This is a genomic window from Pseudomonas sp. QLc11A, assembly GCF_052112305.1.
GTDB classification, from domain to species: Bacteria; Pseudomonadota; Gammaproteobacteria; order Pseudomonadales; family Pseudomonadaceae; genus Aquipseudomonas; species Aquipseudomonas laurylsulfatiphila.
Genome location: NZ_JAVAJJ010000014.1, coordinates 97,325 through 117,507 on the forward strand (window position 1 = coordinate 97,325; position 20,183 = coordinate 117,507).

At 58.8% G+C, this 20,183-nt stretch carries 18 protein-coding genes; 4 read left to right on the plus strand and 14 right to left on the minus strand.

From position 1 onward, the window contains the following. Window positions 1-212 precede the first annotated feature (212 nt). The 4 genes from Q8X48_RS20095 to Q8X48_RS20110 all read right to left on the minus strand — a co-directional run bounded on the left by Q8X48_RS20095 (window position 213) and on the right by Q8X48_RS20110 (window position 4,686). Window positions 213-1,325 carry a polyamine ABC transporter substrate-binding protein gene (locus Q8X48_RS20095; protein WP_015097272.1) on the minus strand — a complete coding sequence of 371 codons (1,113 nt, stop codon included), beginning with the start codon at window positions 1,323-1,325 and terminating at the stop codon, window positions 213-215. 188 nt (window positions 1,326-1,513) lie between these two features. Then, window positions 1,514-2,878 carry an aspartate aminotransferase family protein gene (locus tag Q8X48_RS20100; RefSeq protein ID WP_015097273.1) on the minus strand — a complete coding sequence of 455 codons (1,365 nt, stop codon included), beginning with the start codon at window positions 2,876-2,878 and terminating at the stop codon, window positions 1,514-1,516. A gap of 60 nt (window positions 2,879-2,938) precedes the next feature. Continuing rightward, window positions 2,939-4,297: a glutamine synthetase family protein gene (locus Q8X48_RS20105; protein ID WP_015097274.1), complete on the minus strand. Its 1,359-nt coding sequence runs from the start codon at window positions 4,295-4,297 to the stop codon at window positions 2,939-2,941. Window positions 4,298-4,335: 38 nt separating this feature from the next. Then, window positions 4,336-4,686, minus strand: coding sequence for a glutamine amidotransferase (locus Q8X48_RS20110; protein WP_407800050.1), 351 nt, complete (start codon window positions 4,684-4,686; stop codon window positions 4,336-4,338). Between the two features lie 278 nt (window positions 4,687-4,964). Here Q8X48_RS20110 and Q8X48_RS20115 point away from each other — a divergent pair, with 278 nt between their 5' ends. From Q8X48_RS20115 to Q8X48_RS20125, 3 genes are all read left to right on the plus strand, one after another. Further along, window positions 4,965-6,341, plus strand: a complete 1,377-nt coding sequence (locus Q8X48_RS20115; RefSeq protein WP_015097275.1) for a glutamine synthetase family protein — start codon at window positions 4,965-4,967, stop codon at window positions 6,339-6,341. A gap of 205 nt (window positions 6,342-6,546) precedes the next feature. Beyond that, the gene (locus tag Q8X48_RS20120; protein WP_407800051.1) at window positions 6,547-7,299 is read left to right on the plus strand and encodes a carbonic anhydrase; all 753 of its coding nucleotides are present in this window, start codon (window positions 6,547-6,549) and stop codon (window positions 7,297-7,299) included. A 92-nt stretch (window positions 7,300-7,391) separates the two neighbouring features. Then, the gene (locus Q8X48_RS20125) at window positions 7,392-8,030 is read left to right on the plus strand and encodes a TetR/AcrR family transcriptional regulator (RefSeq protein ID WP_407800052.1); all 639 of its coding nucleotides are present in this window, start codon (window positions 7,392-7,394) and stop codon (window positions 8,028-8,030) included. Between the two features lie 175 nt (window positions 8,031-8,205). On the opposite strand, the gene Q8X48_RS20130 is transcribed toward Q8X48_RS20125, so the two are convergent. The 9 genes from Q8X48_RS20130 to Q8X48_RS20170 all read right to left on the minus strand — a co-directional run bounded on the left by Q8X48_RS20130 (window position 8,206) and on the right by Q8X48_RS20170 (window position 17,235). Beyond that, entirely contained in the window at window positions 8,206-8,421 is a 216-nt protein-coding gene (locus Q8X48_RS20130) for a TOBE domain-containing protein (protein WP_007967989.1), read from the minus strand. A gap of 33 nt (window positions 8,422-8,454) precedes the next feature. Then, complete coding sequence (gene ssuB, locus Q8X48_RS20135) at window positions 8,455-9,261, minus strand: aliphatic sulfonates ABC transporter ATP-binding protein (RefSeq protein ID WP_407800053.1); 807 nt, start codon at window positions 9,259-9,261, stop codon at window positions 8,455-8,457. Next, the gene (gene ssuC, locus Q8X48_RS20140; protein WP_007976348.1) at window positions 9,258-10,040 is read right to left on the minus strand and encodes an aliphatic sulfonate ABC transporter permease SsuC; all 783 of its coding nucleotides are present in this window, start codon (window positions 10,038-10,040) and stop codon (window positions 9,258-9,260) included. The genes ssuB and ssuC overlap by 4 nt, the downstream gene beginning before the upstream one ends. A 9-nt stretch (window positions 10,041-10,049) precedes the next feature. Continuing rightward, on the minus strand, window positions 10,050-11,198 hold the full coding sequence (ssuD, locus tag Q8X48_RS20145) for an FMNH2-dependent alkanesulfonate monooxygenase (protein WP_015097281.1): 1,149 nt from the start codon (window positions 11,196-11,198) through the stop codon (window positions 10,050-10,052). 25 nt (window positions 11,199-11,223) lie between these two features. Continuing rightward, on the minus strand, window positions 11,224-12,189 hold the full coding sequence (locus tag Q8X48_RS20150) for a sulfonate ABC transporter substrate-binding protein (RefSeq protein ID WP_407800054.1): 966 nt from the start codon (window positions 12,187-12,189) through the stop codon (window positions 11,224-11,226). A gap of 106 nt (window positions 12,190-12,295) precedes the next feature. Continuing rightward, window positions 12,296-12,889, minus strand: a complete 594-nt coding sequence (gene ssuE / locus Q8X48_RS20155; RefSeq protein WP_015097283.1) for an NADPH-dependent FMN reductase — start codon at window positions 12,887-12,889, stop codon at window positions 12,296-12,298. A 330-nt stretch (window positions 12,890-13,219) separates the two neighbouring features. Then, window positions 13,220-13,858: a peroxiredoxin gene (locus Q8X48_RS20160; protein WP_015097285.1), complete on the minus strand. Its 639-nt coding sequence runs from the start codon at window positions 13,856-13,858 to the stop codon at window positions 13,220-13,222. Between the two features lie 291 nt (window positions 13,859-14,149). Then, window positions 14,150-15,490 carry an OprD family porin gene (locus Q8X48_RS20165; RefSeq protein WP_407800055.1) on the minus strand — a complete coding sequence of 447 codons (1,341 nt, stop codon included), beginning with the start codon at window positions 15,488-15,490 and terminating at the stop codon, window positions 14,150-14,152. 413 nt (window positions 15,491-15,903) lie between these two features. Continuing rightward, window positions 15,904-17,235 carry an OprD family porin gene (locus Q8X48_RS20170; protein WP_015097287.1) on the minus strand — a complete coding sequence of 444 codons (1,332 nt, stop codon included), beginning with the start codon at window positions 17,233-17,235 and terminating at the stop codon, window positions 15,904-15,906. Between the two features lie 363 nt (window positions 17,236-17,598). Between Q8X48_RS20170 and tauA the strand changes: the two genes are divergently transcribed. Next, window positions 17,599-18,588, plus strand: a complete 990-nt coding sequence (gene tauA / locus Q8X48_RS20175) for a taurine ABC transporter substrate-binding protein (protein ID WP_095964272.1) — start codon at window positions 17,599-17,601, stop codon at window positions 18,586-18,588. Window positions 18,589-18,716: 128 nt separating this feature from the next. Here tauA and argA read toward each other — a convergent pair whose 3' ends face one another. After that, window positions 18,717-20,015, minus strand: a complete 1,299-nt coding sequence (gene argA, locus Q8X48_RS20180) for an amino-acid N-acetyltransferase (RefSeq protein WP_007978929.1) — start codon at window positions 20,013-20,015, stop codon at window positions 18,717-18,719. Window positions 20,016-20,183: the final 168 nt, after the last annotated feature.

Sequence of the window (20,183 nt, forward strand, 5' to 3'; positions counted from 1 at the left end):
AAGTTGCCCCGCGTTACATGACAACCGTGGTTGCCCGGCAACAAAACCGGCGCGCAACTTACCCTCGAAAAACCGTTCCAGCAAAACTTTTATGCAGATACCTGTAGGAGCGAGCTTGCTCGCGATGAACCTGTGAGCACCGCGGGGTGTCAGGCACCCAGTGTCATCGTTGACGACCATCGCGAGCGGGCTCGCTCCTACAGGGGTTTTACTTATTTGCCGGATTTGATCTTGGTCCAGCTGCGGGTCATGATCCGCTGGGTCGCGGCCGGCAAGTCGGCAATCGCGTACAGCTTGGCCAGCACGTCCGCTGGCGGGTAGATGCCTGGGTCGGCAGTGATTTCTTTATCAACCAACGGCGTGGCGGCCGCGTTACCGTTCGGGAAGCGTACGGCGTTGGTGATTTCAGCCATGATTTCCGGCTTCTGCAGGAAGGTCATGAACTTGTAGGCGCCTTCGACGTTTTCGGCATCTTTAGGGATGGCGACCATGTCGTAGAAGCTGCCGGCACCTTCTTTCGGAATGTTGTAGCTGACTTTCACCTTGTCACCGGCTTCTTCCGCGCGGGACTTGGCCTGGTAAATGTCACCCGAGTAACCCACGGCCACACAGATGTTGCCGTTGGCCAGGTCCGAGATGTACTTGGAGGAGTGGAAGTAACCTACCGAAGGACGGATTTTCAGGAACAGCGCTTCGGCTTCGGCCAGTTGTTTCTTGTCCTGGCTGTCGGTTGGATAGCCCAGATAGTGCAACGCCACCGGGATCATCTCGGTTGGCGAATCGAGGAAACTGATACCGCAGGATTTCAACTTCGCGGCGTTTTCAGGTTTGAACAGCAGGTCCCAGGAGTTGGTCGGTGCGTCGGCACCCAGTGCAGCCTTGACCTTCTCGGCGTTGAAGCCGATACCGATCGAACCCCACATGTACGGGAAGGCGTGCTCGTTGCCCGGGTCGCTCACGGAAACGGCCTTGAGCAGGTCGGTGTTCAGGTTCTTCCAGTTAGGCAGCTTGGACTTGTCCAGCTTCTGGTAGACGCCAGCCTTGATCTGCTTGGCCAGGAAGTTGTTCGACGGTACAACGATGTCGTAACCGGACTTGCCTGCCAGCAACTTGGCTTCCAGGGTTTCGTTGCTGTCAAAGACGTCATAGACAACCTTGATGCCCGACTCGTCTTCAAACTTCTTGACGGTATCCGGTGCGATGTAGTCGGACCAGTTGTACACGTGCAGTACTTTGTCATCGGCCTGAACCGCGCCGGCCATCAAACCCATCACGGACATGGCAAGCAGAGTCTTGCCAGCGAGCTTTTTACCTAGTGCCTTCATGCGTAATGCTCCAAATTTTTCTTTTTTGAACCACTTGTTCAGCGACCGAACCCGGGCAACTGGAACCGCGGCTAGTCTGGCAAGATCCACATCGGTCTTTCAAGGAAACGGCCACGCTTTCTGACAGTTCTGAGCGAAAGTTCCTACTTCATATGCAGAACTTCGGACTTCCGCTCAGAGCCTAGCACTTAGCCCTGCAATGCACTCAGGGTCAGGTCAAGACACTTGCGAGCCTTGGTCACCAGTTCATCGATTTCCGCCGGTGTAATCACCAGTGGCGGAGCGATGATCATGGTGTCGCCGACGGCGCGCATGATCAGGCCGTTGTCGAAGCAGAACTGACGGCAGATCATGCCGACGCCCTTGCCCTCGTAACGCTTGCGCGTGGCCTTGTCCTGGACCAGTTCGATAGCCCCCAACAAACCCACTCCGCGAACTTCACCCACCAGCGGGTGATCGTTCAGTTCCCGCAGACGCTTTTGCAAATACGGTGCCGTTTCTGCATGGACGCGCTCGATAATTTTCTCGTCGCGCATGATGCGGATGTTTTCCAGCGCCACCGCAGCCGCCACCGGGTGACCGGAGTAAGTGAAGCCGTGGTTGAAATCACCGCCTTCGTTCAGGACTTCCACCACTTCGTCACGTACGATCAGGCCGCCCATCGGGATGTAACCCGAGGTCAGGCCCTTGGCGATGGTCATCATGTCTGGCTTGAGGCCGTAGAAATCGCTGCCGAACCACTCGCCGGTACGACCGAAACCGCAAATCACTTCGTCAGCCACGAACAGGATGTCGTACTTGGCGAGGATTTCCTTGATGCGCGGCCAGTAGGTGTCTGGCGGAATGATCACGCCACCGGCGCCCTGGATCGGCTCGGCAATAAAGGCACCGACGTTGTCGACACCGACTTCCAGAATCTTCTCTTCCAGCTGGTTGGCCGCCCACACACCGAATTCTTCCGGGGTCATGTCGCCGCCTTCGGCGAACCAGTACGGCTGGGCAATGTGGACGATGCCCGGGATCGGCAAGTCGCCCTGTTCATGCATGTACGTCATGCCACCCAGGCTCGCGCCGGCCACAGTGGAACCGTGATAGCCGTTCTTGCGGCTGATGATGACTTTCTTGTTCGGCTGGCCCTTGATCGCCCAGTAGTGACGAACCATGCGCAGCATGGTGTCGTTGCCTTCAGAGCCGGAACCGGTGAAGAACACATGGTTCATGCCTTGCGGCGCAATGTCGGCGATGGCCTTGGCCAGTTCCAGTACCGGCGGGTGCGCCGTCTGGAAGAACAGGTTGTAGTAAGGCAGCTCGCGCATCTGTTTGCTGGCGGCATCGGCCAGTTCATCGCGACCATAACCAATCGCGACACACCACAGGCCGGCCATGCCGTCGAGGATCTTGTTGCCTTCGCTGTCCCAGAGGTAAACGCCCTTGGCGTTGGTGATGATCCGCGGGCCTTTCTCTTTCAGCTGCTTGAAGTCGCTGAACGGAGCCAGGTGGTGATCGTTGCTCAGGGTTTGCCATTCACGGGTTTGCGGGTTGTTGCTGGTCATGTGAATCTCCTAAAAAAAATCAGGTGAAGGCGCCGCTCGACTGCGGCGGCGCCCGGCGCATCAGACGGCAAAGAGCAGGAATTCCCTTTCCCACGAACTGATCACGCGCTTGAAGTTTTCATGCTCGGCCCGCTTGACCGCGACGTAGCCAGTGATGAAATTTTTGCCAAGGTAACGCTCGATGGTCGCGCTGTTTTCCATGCGTTCCAGCGCGTCTTCGATGGTCAGGGGCAGGCGCAGGTTGCGGCGTTCATAGCCACGCCCTACCACCGGCGCACTTGGATTCAGGCCTTCGACCATGCCGATGTACCCGCAGAGCAGGCTCGCGGCAATCGCCAGGTACGGGTTGGCATCGGCGCCTGGCAGGCGGTTTTCCACCCGACGGTTCTGCGGCCCCGCATCCGGAACCCGCAGGCCCACGGTGCGGTTCTCTTCGCCCCACTCCACGTTCACCGGCGCCGAGGTATCGGGCAGGAAGCGGCGGAACGAGTTGACGTTCGGAGCGAACAGCGGCAACAGTTCGGGAATGAGTTTCTGCAAGCCACCGATGTGGTGCAGGAACAACTGGCTCATGGTCCCGTCTTCATTGGAGAAGATGTTCTTGCCGGTCTCGATGTCGATGATGCTCTGGTGCAAGTGCATGGCACTGCCCGGCTCGCCGGTCATCGGCTTGGCCATGAAGGTCGCGGCCACGTCGTGCTTGAGCGCGGCTTCGCGCATGGTGCGCTTGAACACCAGGATCTGGTCGGCCAGGGACAGGGCATCGCCGTGACGGAAGTTGATTTCCATCTGCGCCGTGCCGTCCTCGTGGATCAGCGTGTCAAGGTCCAGGTCCTGCAGTTCGCACCAGTCGTAGACGTCTTCGAACAGCGGATCGAATTCGTTCGCAGCTTCAATCGAGAACGACTGGCGACCGGTTTCCGGGCGACCGGAGCGGCCGATCGGCGGCTGCAGCGGGTAATCCGGGTCGTCACTGCGCTTGGTCAGGTAAAACTCCATTTCCGGCGCCACGATGGGCTGCCAGCCTTTGTCGGAATAGAGCTTCAGGACTTTCTTGAGTACGTTGCGCGGCGACAGCTCGATCGGGTTGCCTTGCTTGTCGTAGGTATCGTGGATAACGATGGCGGTCGGCTCGATGGCCCACGGCACCACGTAGACGGCGTCGGCGTCCGGCTTGCAGACCATGTCGATGTCAGCCGGATCGAGCAGTTCGTAATAGATGTCGTCTTCGACGTAATCGCCGGTCACGGTCTGCAGAAGAACGCTTTCTGGCAGGCGCATGCCTTTTTCGGCGATGAATTTGTTGGTCGGCGAAATCTTGCCCCGGGTAATCCCGGTCAAGTCGGCGATCATGCATTCGACTTCTGTGATCTTGTGGTTTTTCAACCAATCGGTGAGCTGGTCGAGGTTGTTACTCATAAATGCCTCTAGGCTTGAGTTGTCTGACCCTTTCAAGGTCAGGCGTTGTTTGACGCATCGGCGTCGCGTTGTAGAGCGTTTCTGCGGCAGATTATGGTGTTTGCCAACACTGCCGCAGAGGCCGGGCGTGCAGAATCACGAGCGATGCCCCGAACGATGGTCAGGCCGCTATTGTGAATCGGTTCTATATTGAATGGAGTAACCGTAATGGGGGTGCCATCGCGACCGTCCAGAATATCGGACGGGGACGGTTGAACCGTCGCGGATGGGAGGATCACCGCAAGCGCCGAGACCACGGAACAGACGGTCGTGTCATCACTGATGTGATAAACATGCCGACCGAGCTGTCTTGAGCAGTCGGTGACGCCGATTATCGGCAGGCGAGACATGAAGCACCCCGGTATTATTGCTGTTATGGGTTTGATTCGAGCTTAGCCTTGTTCATTTTTTTACACAACACCCCCGTAAAAAATACAACACGGCCCGCTCAAGCTCGCGGCCGCCGCTACGTCCTGCGGAGTAAAATCGCCCCAAAGTGCCTCAAAAAAGCCACACGAGCGCTTTTTTAGGGCAAAAAAGGCCTCGCTTGACTTCGGCATGCCGTTCGGGTTGACTGAAACCAGAAAAGATCAATGATTGATATTTTTAACAACAAAGGTGTTGCATCATGTCGGTACCCCCGCGTGCCGTTCAGCTTAACGAAGCGAACGCGTTCCTTAAGGAACATCCTGAGGTTCTGTACGTTGACCTTCTGATTGCGGATATGAATGGTGTGGTGCGCGGCAAGCGCATCGAACGCACCAGCCTCCACAAGGTTTACGAGAAAGGCATCAACCTGCCGGCCTCTCTATTTGCTCTGGATATCAACGGCTCGACGGTGGAAAGCACCGGCCTGGGCCTGGACATCGGTGATGCTGACCGAATCTGCTATCCAATCCCCGATACCCTGTGCAACGAGCCATGGCAGAAGCGCCCGACCGCGCAACTGTTGATGACCATGCACGAACTCGAAGGCGAGCCATTCTTCGCCGACCCGCGTGAAGTGCTGGCCAATGTGGTGCGCAAGTTCGACGAAATGGGCCTGACCATCTGCGCCGCGTTCGAACTGGAGTTCTACCTGATCGACCAGGAGAACGTGAACGGTCGTCCGCAACCACCTCGCTCGCCGGTTTCCGGCAAACGTCCGCACTCGACCCAGGTCTACCTGATCGACGACCTCGACGAATACGTCGACTGCCTCCAGGACATTCTGGAAGGTGCCAAAGAGCAAGGCATTCCGGCCGACGCCATCGTCAAGGAAAGTGCCCCGGCGCAGTTCGAAGTGAACCTGCACCACGTGGCCGACCCGATCAAGGCCTGCGACTACGCGGTCCTGCTCAAGCGCCTGATCAAGAACATCGCCTACGACCATGAAATGGACACCACCTTCATGGCCAAGCCTTACCCAGGCCAGGCGGGTAATGGTCTGCACGTCCACATCTCGATTCTCGACAAAGACGGCAAGAACATTTTTGCCAGCGAGGATCCCGAGCAGAACGCCGCACTGCGTCACGCGATCGGCGGTGTGCTCGAGACCCTACCGGCGCAGATGGCTTTCCTCTGCCCGAACGTCAACTCCTACCGTCGTTTCGGCGCACAGTTCTACGTGCCGAACTCGCCGTGCTGGGGCCTGGACAACCGTACCGTAGCGATTCGCGTGCCTACCGGTTCTGCCGATGCCGTGCGCATCGAACACCGTGTGGCCGGCGCCGATGCCAACCCGTACCTGCTGATGGCTTCGGTCCTGGCAGGCGTGCACCACGGTCTGGTCAACAAGATCGAGCCTGGCGCTCCGGTCGAAGGCAACAGCTACGAGCAGAACGAGCAAAGCCTGCCGAACAACCTGCGCGATGCCCTGCGCGAACTGGACGACAGCGAAGTCATGGCCAAGTACATCGATCCGAAATACATCGATATCTTCGTGGCCTGTAAAGAGAGCGAGCTGGAGGAGTTCGAACACTCCATCTCCGACCTCGAGTACAACTGGTACCTGCATACCGTGTAAGCAATTGCAGTAAACACAACGCCGCCGGCCCCACAGCCTGCGGCGTTTTTTTTTACTCGCGATTTGTTGTGGAACACTTACTGTCGGAACCAATGAAAATTCCTACGCACCAACCAGATACTGACTACAGCTACATCCTCACCACAACCTCACACTCCGGCCGCCGGGATTCTTCCCGTTTTCCTACCTAAGTGTGAGAACGACCATGAAAAAACAGCTATTGGGCGCAACCATCACTCTGATCGTCGCCGGTTTGTGCACAACCGCCTGGGCGGGTGCCGACGATACGGCCGCATGGAGCTATTCGGCCCCCAACGGTCCGCAAAACTGGGGTGAACTGAAAAGCGAGTACAGCCTCTGCTCATCTGGCAAAACACAATCGCCTATCGATATACGTGACGCGATCAAGACTGACATTGAACCTCTGAACGTTGCTTATCAGCCTAGCAAAGCCACGGTGTCGAATAACGGTCATACGATTCAGGTAACGCCGGTTGACGCTGGAGGGATCACCCTGGACTCCGGCCGCTACTCGTTCGTACAAATGCACTTCCATACGCCAAGCGAAGAAATGATCCAGGGCCGTACCTTTCCACTGGACGCACATCTGGTTCACCGCAACGCCGCAGGCGAACTGGCCGTGGTGGCCCTGCTGTTTGAAGAAGGCGCACACAACCCGGTCCTGGAACCCATCCTGGCAGCCATGCCAAAGCACACGGGCGGTATTGCGCATCTGGACAGGGTAAACGTTGCACAGCTACTACCTGCGAGCCTCAATACCTATTTCTACATGGGGTCTCTGACAACACCTCCTTGTACCGAAGGCGTGCGCTGGAATGTACTGACCACGCCAGTGCAATTATCCCGAGCGCAACTGGAGGCGTTCCAGGCGCTGTATCCAATGAATGCACGCCCGGTTCAACCCTTGAACGGCCGGAGTGTGCACGTCGGTGGTTAAGCGATCCTGATCGCCGGATTTGGGCAGCGGTGCCCATACAGACAAGGTGCCACCCGCCTCGTACAATGCCCGCTGCCCCGCAGGAGACTTCGATGACACGCGTAGCCACCCCCCGCAAACCCCGTGCCCGCAGCCAGGCGCGGATCGATTCGATACTCGATGCGGCCCGCACATTGCTGGCGGCCGAGGGCGTGGCCAGTCTGTCGATCTACAGCGTCGCCGAGCGTGCGGAGATCCCGCCCTCCTCGGTCTACCACTTTTTCGCCAGCGTCCCGGCGTTGCTCGAAGCCTTGACCGCCGACGTCCATGCGGCCTTCCGCGCGTGCCTGCAAGCACCCATCAATCATCACACCCTCGGCAGCTGGCGCGATCTGTCACGCCTGGTGGAACAACGCATGCTGGACATCTATGCAGAGGACGCCGCCGCGCGCCAACTGATCCTCGCCCAGCACGGCCTGACCGAAGTCACTCAAGCTGACCGCCAGCACGACCTCGAACTGGGCGAGCTGATGCACAAGCTGTTCGATCACCACTTCGTGCTGCCGACGCTGCCAGATGATGTCGATGTGTTCGCCCTGGCCATGGAGCTTGGCGACCGGGTGTATGCGCGCTCGGTGCAGCAGCACGGGCAGATTACGCCGCGCATGGCCGAGGAAGGGATACGGGTGTTTGATGCTTATGTGGGGTTGTATTTGCCACCGTATCTGCCCAAGCGCAGCGTTCCAGCCTGAGATATTTCTTGGTCATGCCGGCCTCTTCGCGAGCAAGCCCGCTCCCACAGGGGAATGCATTCCAGATGTGGGAGCGGGCTTGCTCGCGAAGGCCGCGCCGCGAATCCCGCTGATACACATGCACAAAAACCCCGAAGGGCTCAATCCCTTCGGGGTTGTTGTTTACGCATGTGACTTACAACTTGGCGATCGACACCTCGGTGGATTTCACAAACGCGATCACTTCACTGCCCACCGCCAGTTCCAGCTCTTTCACCGAGCGCGTGGTGATCACCGAAGTGACGATGCCTGAGGCGGTCTGCACGTCGATTTCCGACAGCACGTCGCCGAGGACGATTTCCTTGATGGAGCCTTTGAACTGGTTGCGAACGTTGATGGCCTTGATAGTCATGATGTTGATTCCTGTCGTTGGGTAAGACTTGAGTTATTGAGCCCAGCGCAATTGCGTAGGCAAGGGTGAAACAGGTTCCGGCTCCGGTGGTTGGCCGGGCAGCGCCAGCACGCGATTGAGGACTTCGGTTTCCAGCGCCGCCAGCCGGTGGGAGCCGCGCACGCGAGGGCGCGGCAGTTCCACGTGCAGGTCGAGGCCGACTTCACCGTCTTCGATCAGGATCACCCGATCGGCAATCGCCACCGCTTCACTGACGTCATGGGTCACCAGCAACACCGTGAAGCCGTGCTGCTGCCAGAGCCGCTCGATCAGTTGCTGCATTTCAATTCGGGTCAGGGCATCCAGAGCGCCCAAGGGTTCGTCGAGCAACAGCAGGCGCGGCTGATGAATCAACGCACGGGCCAAAGCCACGCGTTGCTTCTGTCCACCGGACAACGCTGCCGGCCATTCGTTGGCGCGGTCGGCCAGGCCCACTGCGTCCAGTGCTTCCAGCGCTTTCGGCCGCCAGTTGCCCTTGAGGCCCAGACCGACGTTCTCGATGATCTTTTTCCAGGGCAGCAAACGCGCCTCCTGGAACATCAGCCGTGTGTCCTCCCGAGCGTCGCTCAAGGCCGCGGCACCGGCGAGTAACTCGCCGCCGGTTGGTTGATCGAGGCCGGCGAGCAAACGCAGCAAGGTACTTTTGCCGCAGCCACTACGACCGACCACGGCGACAAACTGGCCCGCCGGAATGTGCAGATCGATTTCGCGCAGCACCTGCCGCGAGCCAAAGGTTTTTTGCAGCTTGCGCACCGCCAGCGGAATGCCGCGCAGCAGGCGTGGAGGTCGTTCCGCGATCATGCCGCACCTCCCTTGGCAACCTGATACGCCGGATGCCAGCGCAGCCACACACGCTCAAGTCCACGGGCCGCGAGGTCGGCCAGTTTGCCGAGCACCGCGTACAGCAGAATCGCCAGCACCACCACGTCGGTCTGCAAGAACTCCCGGGCATTCATCGCCAGATAACCGATACCGGAACTGGCGGAGATGGTTTCCGCGACGATCAACGTCAACCACATGAAGCCCAGGGCGAAGCGCACGCCAACCAGAATCGAAGGCAGCGCCCCCGGCAGGATCACCTGCCAGAACAGGCTGAAGCCGGTCAGGCCATAGCTGCGCGCCATCTCCACCAGCGCCGGGTCGACGTTGCGGATGCCGTGATAGGTGTTGAGGTAAATCGGGAACAACGTGCCCAGCGCCACCAGAAAAATCTTCGCCGACTCGTCGATGCCGAACCACAGGATCACCAGCGGAATCAGCGCCAGGTGCGGCACGTTGCGGATCATCTGCACCGAACTGTCGAGCAGGCGTTCGCCCCACTTCGACAGGCCGGTGATGAAGCCGAGCGTCAGGCCGATGCCGCCGCCGATAGTGAAGCCCAGCGCGGCACGCCAACCACTGATCGCCAGGTGCGTCCAGATTTCGCCGCTGCGCACCAGGCTCACGCCAGCTTCGATCACGGCAACCGGCGCCGGCAGAATCCGTGTCGACAACCAGCCCGCCGACACACTCAACTGCCACACCGCCAGCAGCAACACCGGCAACGCCCAGGGCGCGAGACTGTGGATGATTTTCTTCATGACTGCGCCTCAGCTCTGGGACGCGGCTTTGGGCAGAATGTCGTTGGCGACCATCTCGCCGAACGGACTCACGTAGCCCGCACTTTTCGGCAGTTCAGGACGCTCGACATCGAGGTGCGGGAACAGCAGTTCGGCGACTCGGTACGACTCTTCCAGGTGTGGATAACCGGAAAAAATAAAGGTGTCGATGCCGAGGTCCGCGTACTCCTTCACGCGGGCGGCCACGGTCGGGCCATCGCCCACCAGCGCCGTACCGGCACCGCCACGCACCAGGCCGACACCGGCCCACAGGTTCGGGCTGACTTCCAGGTTGTCGCGGCTGCCGCCATGCAATGCGGCCATGCGCTGCTGACCGACCGAATCGAAGCGCGCCAGCGACGCCTGGGCACGAGCGATGGTGTCGTCGTCGAGATGGGAGATCAGTCGATCCGCGGCTTTCCAGGCTTCATCGTTGGTTTCGCGCACAATCACGTGCAGGCGAATGCCAAAGCGCACGGTGCGTCCGAGCTTCGCGGCCTTGGCGCGGACCTGTTCGATTTTTTCCGCCACGGCGGCCGGCGGCTCGCCCCAGGTCAGGACCATTTCCACCTGTTCGGCAGCCAGGTCTTGCGCGGCATCCGAAGAGCCGCCGAAGTACAGCGGCGGGCGCGGCTGCTGGATGGGTGGATAGAGCAGTTTCGCGCCCTTCACGCTGATGTGCTGGCCGTCGTAATCAACGGTTTCACCTTCCAGCACGCGGCGCCAGATACGGGTGAACTCCACGGACGCCTGGTAGCGTTCTTCGTGGCTAAGGAACAGACCATCGCCCGCCAACTCTTCCGGATCACCGCCCGTCACCAGGTTGAACAGCGCACGACCGCCGGACAGCCGATCCAGGGTCGCGGCCTGACGCGCCGCCACCGTCGGGGAAATGATCCCGGGGCGCAGGGCAACCAGAAACTTCAAGCGCTGGGTCACCGGAATCAGCGACGCTGCCACCAACCAGGAGTCTTCGCAGGAGCGGCCGGTGGGAATCAGCACGCCGCCGAAACCCAGTCGGTCCGCCGCTTGCGCGACTTGTTGCAGGTAACCGTGGTCAACGGCGCGTGCGCCTTCGGCGGTGCCAAGGTAATGGCCGTCGCCGTGGGTAGGCAGGAACCAGAAGATATTGAGGCTCATGGAGTGGTCTCCTTGGGGGATCGAATTATTGGGCTTTCGCAACGGCGGCCGGTGGCGTCCAGATCACGTCTTTGATGCTCAGTTGCTTTGGAATCAGCTTGAGCTGGTAGAAGGTGTCGGCGATTTTCTGCTGCGCCGCGACCACTTCCGGAGTCAGGAACAACGCGCCGTAGCCCTGGCGTTTCACCGAAGTGCGGGTGATGTCTGCCGACAGGCCGAGCAGTGGCGAGACTTGCTGGGTCACGTCTTCAGGATTGGCCCGGGACCAGTCGCCCACTGCGCGCACTTCTTCGACCAGGGTCTTGATCACCTCGGGATTTTTTTGCGCGTAGGGTTTGGTCGCCAGGTAGAACTGATGGTTGTCGACGATGCCCTGGCCATCGCGCAGGGTGCGCGCTTGCAACTGTTGTTCGGCGGCGGCCTGGTACGGGTCCCAGATGACCCAGGCGTCGACACTGCCACGCTCGAACGCAGCACGGGCATCGGCCGGCGGCAGGAATACGGTCTGGATATCGGTGTATTTGAGGCCGGCGTCTTCCAGCGCACGCACCAGCAGGTAGTGCACGTTGGAGCCCTTGTTGAGCACGACCTTCTTGCCCTTGAGCTCTGCCACCGACTTGATTGGCGAGTCCTTCGGCACCAGGATCGCTTCACTGTGCGGCGCTGGCGGTTCAAAGGCGACGTAAAGCAGATCAGCGCCGGCCGCTTGGGCGAACACGGGAGGGGTTTCGCCGGTAACGCCGAAGTCGATGGAGCCGACGTTCAAGCCTTCAAGCAGTTGCGGGCCACCGGGGAATTCAGTCCATTGCACGTCCACGCCTCGGGCGGCGAGGCGTTTTTCCAGGGTGCCCTTGGCTTTGAGCAGCACCAGGGTCCCGTATTTCTGATAGCCGATTCGTAACGTCTCGGCCTGGGCTTGAGTAATGGCGCCGAAGGTGACAGCCGCAGCAAACAGAGCGACCAGACCACGACGCAAAATGACAGGGCGCATGGCGCTCTCCTTTTTGCAGTTGGGTTTTGGCTGCACCTGCTTGCCCGTTGGCGGGCGAGTAAGGCCAGTACTTCAATTTTCGGGTGGGGCTAATGTTCGGTGGAGCTCATATGCTCCAGCGAGCACTCAACAAACGTTCATTCAACAGGTTCGGATCGAGCGGCTTGGGCCGTCGTGCCATGGCACTGAGAAACAGCTCCAGCGACTCGTCCAGGCGCTGTTCCAGCTCGGGCGCCAACTGCGCCAGGGCGCTGCCTTCGCCGTAAGCGATCTGGCTGTCGACAGCGAAAATCCCGTGGAGCATTTCCTGGGCTTTCAACGCCGACAGCACCGGCTTGAGCGCGTAGTCCACCGCCAGCATGTGGGCGATGCTGCCGCCGGTTGCCATCGGCAACACCACCTTGTGGCTCAGGGCGCGTTCGGGCAGCAGATCCAGCACGGTTTTCAATGCGCCGGAGAACGAAGCCTTGTACACCGGCGTTGCGATCAGCAGGCCATCGGCGTTTTCAATCTGTTGCAGCAGGTCAATGACCTTCGGGCTGTCGAAGCGTGCATGCAGCAAGTCTTCGGCCGGGAAGTCCCGTACCTGATAACTCACCACCTCCACGCCCTGTTCTTGCAACCAACGCTTGGAGCGGTCCAGCAGCACCCCGGAACGGGAGCGCTGACTGGGACTGCCTCCGAGTGAGACGACCAACATTCAGACGATTCCTTGAGCGGTGTTGGCGATTCGCGGTTTGCGATCTCGCTTCGATGGAGTGACCTTAACAGCTGATTTATATATCCATAAATCATATTTATTCATTTGGTTATTCGTTTAAGAGATATGCAAGCTCACTTCTTCCAGGCAAAAAAACAGGCCGTCGAAACAGCCTGAAATCCCCTGCTTTGTGGATGCAAACTTTGAATTCTGCTGCGTCTGATCGGCCGCTATCGCGAGCAAGCTCGCTCCCACAGGGGGTACGCGGTCAACTGTGGGAGCGAGCTTGCTCGCGATGGCGGTATCAGCCACACCGCGAATGCCAAAGACTTACCTGTTCGGCTGCGGCGTCAGGCGCAAGTAAGGCTTGACCGCCCGATAGCCCTTGGGAAAGCGCTGTTTGATTTCCTCTTCATCCTTGAGCGACGGCACGATCACCACTTCATCACCGTCCTGCCAGTTGGCCGGCGTGGCCACCTTGTAGTTGTCGGTGAGTTGCAGCGAGTCGATCACCCGCAGGATTTCGTTGAAATTGCGCCCGGTGCTCGCCGGGTAGGTAATCGTCAACCGAACCTTTTTGTTCGGATCGATCACGAACAGCGAACGCACGGTCAGGGTGTCGTTGGCGTTGGGATGGATCAGGTCGTAGAGGTCCGAGACCTTGCGGTCGGCGTCGTCCAGGATCGGAAAGTTGACCACGGTACTCTGCGTCTCGTTGATGTCTTCGATCCATCTGTGATGCGACTCCACAGGGTCCACGGACAGTGCGATTGCCTTGACACCGCGTGCCGCGAACTCATCCTTGAGCCTGGCGGTGAAACCCAGTTCGGTGGTGCATACCGGCGTGAAATCCGCCGGATGGGAAAACAGCACGCCCCAGCTATCGCCCAGCCACTGGTGGAAACGGATGATGCCGGCGCTGGAGTTCTGTTCGAAATCGGGGGCGATATCGCCAAGTCTGAGACCCATGGTGCTGCTCCTTGTGAGTGCTTGATGGGTTCAACTGTGCCTGTGTTTTTTATCTATTAAAAAGAATAAATATCGATTTATTTAGATCATTAAGAAATATTAAAGATCTGTTCACTGGACGAGCACGCACAACCCGTCGAAGATCGGCCACGAGGTTCGAGAAGGCCTTGAGTTGCTGCAAAGAGGGAACTTCAGGGCGGGATTACGGGGGTGAACCCGTCCTGAACATGTAAAAGCCCCGCCCGGTGCAATACCGGGCGGGGCTTTTTTGCATCGGTTACGCGAGCGCTATTACAACAGCGGGATCGAGTAGCTGACGATCAGGCGATTTTCGTCCTGCGAACGGGTGTTCGGCAGGTCGGTGCGCCAGGTAGCGTTTTTCCACGCCAGGCCCAGGTTCTTCAACGGACCCTCCTGCACCACGTAGGCAACACTCAGGTCACGTTCCCACTCGGAAGCACCGTTGACCGCCTGGCCACCCTTGGCGTTGACGGTATCAATGTTGTCGCCGTGCAGGTACACCAGACCCGCGGTCAGGCCAGGCACGCCGACCTTGGCGAAGTCGAACGAGTAACGTGCTTGCCAGGTTTTCTCGCCGGCACGGCCGAACTTCTGGATTTGCGAATCGGTGATGGTGTAGTTCGACGAACCGTCACCCTGGTTCAGCCAAGGGAAGTCACTGCTGCCGTTGCTGACCTGGTAACCGCCACCGAAGGTATGACCGGCAACCGAATACAGGAACAGGCCGCTGTACAGGTTGTTGTCGACCTTGCCTTTACCGTTTGGCGCGTTGTAATTGCCAGTGGTGTAGTACAGCGGGTCGTGACCGTTGGCACCATCATCAGAGCTGTTGAAATAACGGAAATCCGACTTCAACACGCCCGGGCCGATTGCCCAGTTGTGAACCAGACCCAGGAAGTGCTGCTTGTAGAACTCTTCCAGCTTGCCGTAGTAGTACTGGGCCGTCAGGTCCTTGGTGATCTTGTAGTCGCCACCGGCATAGATGAACTTGTTGCTGTCGCGGAACTTGGTACCGCGAGTGTTCGCACCGGAAATCGACATTTGATCGTTGTTGCTGGAGTTACGGCCTTTAACGGCTTCGATCTGACCACCGACCAGCGACAGGTCCTTGATCTCGGCGGAAGTGATCTGGCCACCCTGCCAGGTTTGCGGCAGCAGACGACCATCGTTGGTCACGATCACCGGGTTTTTCGGCTGCAGGGTGCCCAGCTTCAGTTCAGTCTGGGAAACCTTGGCTTTGGCGGTGAGGCCCAGGCTGGAGAAATCATCTACCGCCTCGCCATTGGATTTGCTCGGGAAAACCGTGCCGCCGTAAGAGGTCGCCGTGGCGCCGTTGGTACCGCCGCCCGAATCCAGCTTGACGCCCAACAGGCCGATCGCATCGATACCGAAACCGACGGTGCCCTGGGTATAACCGGAGATGAAACGCAGATCGAAGCCTTGGCCCCACTCTTCGTTTTTGTTGGGACCGGTACCGTCGCGGTAGTCAGTGTTGATATAGAAGTTACGCAGCCCCAGTGTTGCCTTGCTGTCTTCGATGAAACCCGCGGCGTTTGCCTGCTGGGCCAATACCCCGACGGCCACAGCCATGGCCAAGGTGGACTTGTTCATGTTTCGCTCCTCTCGTTTCTAGTTCTGATGTTCCTGGTCCCGAATCGATTGCCCGGGATCCTGAATGCATAAATTCGCGGCAAACCGTCTAGGCCGGTCGTTTGGCGGGCCGCAGGATACATGGCCTTAAAGCCAAAAAGTATTTCTTTGGATTTTTTAATATCACTGTGGAATATGACTTCCCACGGCAGAATCGAGGTATCGGCGGCAAGGCCGATTCCTGAGCCTGATCAATTGTCGAGGGACGAAATTTGCCAAATCCGAGCTCAGGGATGAGTGTCGGACAGACGCACTTTAAGCGGGATGAATAAAAACCAAAAAGAATAATAAATAATCAATAAAGATCATTATGGAATATAAAAATCAGCTCAAAAAAAACCCCGTCAACAGACGAGGCTTTTTCACAAGGCTTGTTACAGGAAGCTGTAGGTGTAGTTGAAGATCACACGAGTCTGGTCAACGTCAGGGTTGTTGGAGACTTCACTGCCACGGTAGACGCCATTACGCAGCGTTACGCCGAAACCTTTGAGAGCACCCTGCTGGATGGTGTAGTCGATCCGCATGTCGCGCTCCCACTCGGAGCTGTCAGGACCACTGCCGTTGGTCGCCTTGATGTCATCGCCGTGCAGGTAGGCGATCGACGTTTTCAGGCCCGGCACACCCAGTGCTGCGAAGTCATAGGAGTACTGGCCGAAAGTGGTGTTTTCACCGGCACGAACAAATCCGTTGATCATGGAGTCGGTGAACAGGTAGAAGCTGGCGCCGCCATTCCCTTCCGGACGGCCATTGCCATCGACCACGTTGCCCTGGTTCAGGTAGACAAAACCACCGTCATCGCTGACGCGCTGATGACCGAGCAGGAAAGCGTTGCCACCCAGGGTGTAGGTGAACATGGCGCTCCAGGTCTTGTTATCGACCTCGCCCGGATTCTTGGCGAAACCGTTGTTGTTGTTGAAACGGAAACCCGGATCACCGTTCCTGCCGTCGGAGCTGCTGTCGAAGTAACGAATATCCGTCTTGAAGGACTGGTTGGCGCTGATCGGTAGCACGTGGATCAAGCCCAGGAAATCCTGCTTGTAGTAGTCCTTCAGATTCGAGTGGTAGTACTGCAGGGTCAGGTCCTTGGTGACCTTCCAGTCAGCACCACCGTAGTAGAACTTGTTACTGCCCTCTGTACCGCCAGCCACGGCCAGGCCGGTGGAGTTCGAAGAGGCGCGACCTGCCGAATGCTCCAACTGGCCTGCGTTGAAGGTCACGTTGTCGATTTCTTTCGAAGTGATGGTGCCACCGTCAAAGGTCTGTGGCAGCAGACGGCTGTCGTTCGCGACCAGGATCGGCAAGTTGGGTGCCAGAGCGCCACCGAGGTGGGCTTCGGTCTTCGAGAAGCGCGCCTTGACGTTAGCGGCTGCACGGCTCCATTCGGACACGGCCGAACCATCGCTGTCGCTTGGGAAGAAGGTGTTGTTGTCTGGGTGGTGACCCTTGCCGCCGTCCAGGTGGATACCCAGCAGTGCCTGGGCGTCGATACCGAAACCGACTGTGCCTTGGGTGAAGCCGGACAGATAATCGAATTTCAGGCCTTCTGCGGACTCTCTCTGATCCGCACCGCCTTCACGGTTATCGTTGTTGTAATACATGGTCCGGGAACTGATGGACGCCTTGCTGTCTTCCAGGAAACCTGCTGCGCCTGCCTGCTGCGCCACTACCCCTACGGCCACGGCCAAAGCCAAGGTGGACTTGTTCATTGTGAAGCTCCTCTCGATTCTAATTCTTGTATTCCTGGTCTCGAGTCGTCGCCCGAAATCCTAAGATGCGCGATTAGCGCCAGACCGTGACCCACAAGTCAATCGTAACCATGTGTGTCTACGACCATAGTCTAACCCCCGGTTTTTTGGTCCCTGCAGGGTCATGAACTCGTCATGAACCTGAAAAGAATTACTCGATTCTTTTCTAATACCGTTTAGGAATTTAGCTCCAAATTTCGAGAACCCCATGAATAGAGGGTTTGGCTCATAAGCTAATTCCTAATCGGTATTTATTTTTACTTTTTTATATCGTTTAGTTTTTGACGAAATTCGGAAACAAATCCTTTACCGAAAGGCGGCCCCATGACGACCAAACGCGCACTATCCGGATCAATTGTTACAGTTTGTGTATCTCTCGCACTTTCTTTCACCGCTCAGGCGGCGAACCTCACCGTCGGTTATCAAACCGGAATCGACCCCAGCAAAGTCCCCCAGGCCGATGGCCTTTATGAAAAAACCATCGGCCAGCCCATCGACTGGCGGCGCTTCAACAGCGGCCCGGAAGTGGTCACGGCGATTGCCTCGGGCGATGTGCAAATCGGCAATCTCGGCTCCAGTCCGCTGGCCGCTGCCGCCTCGCGCAACCTGCCGATTGTCGCGTTCATCGTCTCGGCCCAGATCAATGCCGCCGAAGCGCTGGTGGTACGTAACGGCAGCGGCATCGAAAAACCGCAAGATCTGATCGGAAAGACCATCGCCACGCCTTTCGTTTCAACCTCCCACTACAGCCTGCTCGGTGCGCTGAAGCACTGGGGCCTGGACAGTTCGAAAGTCAAAGTGGTGAACCTGCAGCCGGCGGAAATCGCGGCAGCCTGGAAGCGTGGTGATATTGACGGCGCGTTTGTCTGGTCGCCCGCCCTGGGGGAAATCCGCAAGACTGGCAAGACCCTGACCGACGCTGCGCAGGTCGGCCAATGGGGCGCGCCAACCTTTGAGGTCTGGGTGGCGCGCAAGGATTACGCAGAGAAGCACCCAGAGGTGGTAGCCAAATTCGCCAAGGTCACCCTGGATTCGTTCGCCGACTACGCCGCCCATAAGGACCAATGGACCGTTGATTCGGTGCCCGTCCAGAAAATCGCCAAACTGACCGGTGCTAACGCCGCCGATGTGCCGGAGTTACTGGCCGGTTCCGCATTCCCCGATGCCAAGGCGCAACAGAGCACCGCGCTGCTGGACGGCGGCACGGCCAAGGCCATTGGCGAGACGGCGAAATTCTTGAAGGAGCAAGGGAAAGTGGAGACGGTGCTGCCGGATTATTCGCCGTATGTCAGCGCGAAGTTTGTCACTGAGTAACACCACCGACCTCTGTAGGAGCGAGCTTGCTCGCGAAAAACCCAAGGACGCCACGGGACATCTGGTTTTACGCGTTATCGTTCACGATTTTCGCGAGCGAGCTCGCTCCTACAGGGACCGCATCCTGATCAAAGGGCTTTTTCGAAGATCTTGGAATTACGCTGATAGTTGTACAGCGACGCCCGCGCCGACGGCAGCCGGTCGACGCTGCTGGGTTCAAAGCCACGCTCGCGGAACCAGTGCGCGGTGCGGGTGGTGAGGACGAACAAGGTTTTCAATCCCTGCGCCCGCGCGCGGGTTTCAATACGCTCCAGCAGCTCATCACCGCGACCGCCATGACGGTACTCTGGATTCACCGCCAGACACGCGAGTTCACCCGCGTCCGAATCGGCAATCTGATACAGCGCCGCACAGGCGATGATCATGCCTTCGCGTTCAACCACACTGAACTGCTCGATTTCGCGCTCCAGCACCTCGCGGGAACGGCGCACCAGGATGCCCTGCTCTTCCAGCGGACTGATCAAATCCAGCAAACCACCGACGTCTTCAATGGCCGCTTCGCGTACCACTTCGAACTGTTCCTGGGCCACAAGGGTGCCGCCGCCGTCGCGAGTGAACAGCTCAGTCAACAACGCACCGTCTTCGGCGTAACTGACGATATGGCTGCGGGCCACGCCGCCACGGCAAGCCTCGGCAGCGGCATCGAGCAACTCTGCCTGATAGTTACTGCCCAGGCGTTGCAGATGCGCCGGCACTTGCTGCGGACGCAGTTCGCGCACCAGGCGCCCGTGTTCGTCGATCAGGCCCAGGTCGGCACCGAACAGCAGCAGCTTGTCCGCACCCAGGTCGATGGCCGCGCGGGTGGCGACGTCTTCGCAGGCCAGGTTGAAAATCTCACCGGTCGGCGAATAGCCCAGCGGCGACAGCAGCACGATCGAGCGCTCGTCCAGCAGACGGTTGATGCCCTTGCGGTCGACCCGGCGCACTTCGCCGGTGTGGTGATAGTCGACGCCCTCAAGCACGCCGATCGGCCGTGCCGTCACCAGGTTGCCGCTGGCCACCCGCAGGCGCGAGCCCTGCATGGGCGACGAAGCCATGTCCATCGACAGGCGAGCCTCGATGGCGATGCGCAACTGGCCGACTGCGTCGATCACGCACTCCAGGGTCGCGGCATCGGTGATACGCATGCCGTGATGGTAATGCGGGGTCAGGCCACGGGCCGCGAGGCGCGCTTCGATCTGCGGCCGGGAGCCGTGAACCAGCACCAGGCGCACGCCCAGGCTGTGCAACAGCACCAGGTCGTGGACGATATTGCCGAAGTTCGGGTGTTCAACGCCGTCGCCGGGCAGCATGACGACAAAGGTGCAATCGCGGTGGGCGTTGATGTAAGGCGAAGCGTGACGAAGCCAATTGACGTATTCGGGCATGAACCTGGGCCTGTAATAAATAGCAGCCGAAAAAAGGGCGAAACTGAAAACGCACAGCGGGCTGATGGTTATCGTCGGAACAGGCTTGGCGACACGCGCGCTCTCCTCATGAATACGGGTTGGGACATCGGCAATTTATACGGCTTGTCAGGCAAATCACAGCCCCTG

Coding starts and splice junctions, on each gene's coding strand:
- Q8X48_RS20115 (WP_015097275.1), top strand. CDS start 4,965: ATGTCGGTACCCCCGCGTGCCGTTCAGCTTAACGAAGCGAACGCGTTC.
- Q8X48_RS20100 (WP_015097273.1), bottom strand. CDS start 2,878: ATGACCAGCAACAACCCGCAAACCCGTGAATGGCAAACCCTGAGCAAC.
- Q8X48_RS20150 (WP_407800054.1), bottom strand. CDS start 12,189: ATGCGCCCTGTCATTTTGCGTCGTGGTCTGGTCGCTCTGTTTGCTGCG.
- Q8X48_RS20110 (WP_407800050.1), bottom strand. CDS start 4,686: ATGTCTCGCCTGCCGATAATCGGCGTCACCGACTGCTCAAGACAGCTC.
- Q8X48_RS20095 (WP_015097272.1), bottom strand. CDS start 1,325: ATGAAGGCACTAGGTAAAAAGCTCGCTGGCAAGACTCTGCTTGCCATG.
- Q8X48_RS20160 (WP_015097285.1), bottom strand. CDS start 13,858: ATGGGTCTCAGACTTGGCGATATCGCCCCCGATTTCGAACAGAACTCC.
- ssuB (WP_407800053.1), bottom strand. CDS start 9,261: ATGATCGCGGAACGACCTCCACGCCTGCTGCGCGGCATTCCGCTGGCG.
- Q8X48_RS20105 (WP_015097274.1), bottom strand. CDS start 4,297: ATGAGTAACAACCTCGACCAGCTCACCGATTGGTTGAAAAACCACAAG.
- Q8X48_RS20130 (WP_007967989.1), bottom strand. CDS start 8,421: ATGACTATCAAGGCCATCAACGTTCGCAACCAGTTCAAAGGCTCCATC.
- Q8X48_RS20170 (WP_015097287.1), bottom strand. CDS start 17,235: ATGAACAAGTCCACCTTGGCTTTGGCCGTGGCCGTAGGGGTAGTGGCG.
- argA (WP_007978929.1), bottom strand. CDS start 20,015: ATGCCCGAATACGTCAATTGGCTTCGTCACGCTTCGCCTTACATCAAC.
- ssuD (WP_015097281.1), bottom strand. CDS start 11,198: ATGAGCCTCAATATCTTCTGGTTCCTGCCTACCCACGGCGACGGCCAT.
- ssuC (WP_007976348.1), bottom strand. CDS start 10,040: ATGAAGAAAATCATCCACAGTCTCGCGCCCTGGGCGTTGCCGGTGTTG.
- Q8X48_RS20125 (WP_407800052.1), top strand. CDS start 7,392: ATGACACGCGTAGCCACCCCCCGCAAACCCCGTGCCCGCAGCCAGGCG.
- Q8X48_RS20120 (WP_407800051.1), top strand. CDS start 6,547: ATGAAAAAACAGCTATTGGGCGCAACCATCACTCTGATCGTCGCCGGT.
- ssuE (WP_015097283.1), bottom strand. CDS start 12,889: ATGTTGGTCGTCTCACTCGGAGGCAGTCCCAGTCAGCGCTCCCGTTCC.
- Q8X48_RS20165 (WP_407800055.1), bottom strand. CDS start 15,490: ATGAACAAGTCCACCTTGGCCATGGCTGTGGCCGTCGGGGTATTGGCC.
- tauA (WP_095964272.1), top strand. CDS start 17,599: ATGACGACCAAACGCGCACTATCCGGATCAATTGTTACAGTTTGTGTA.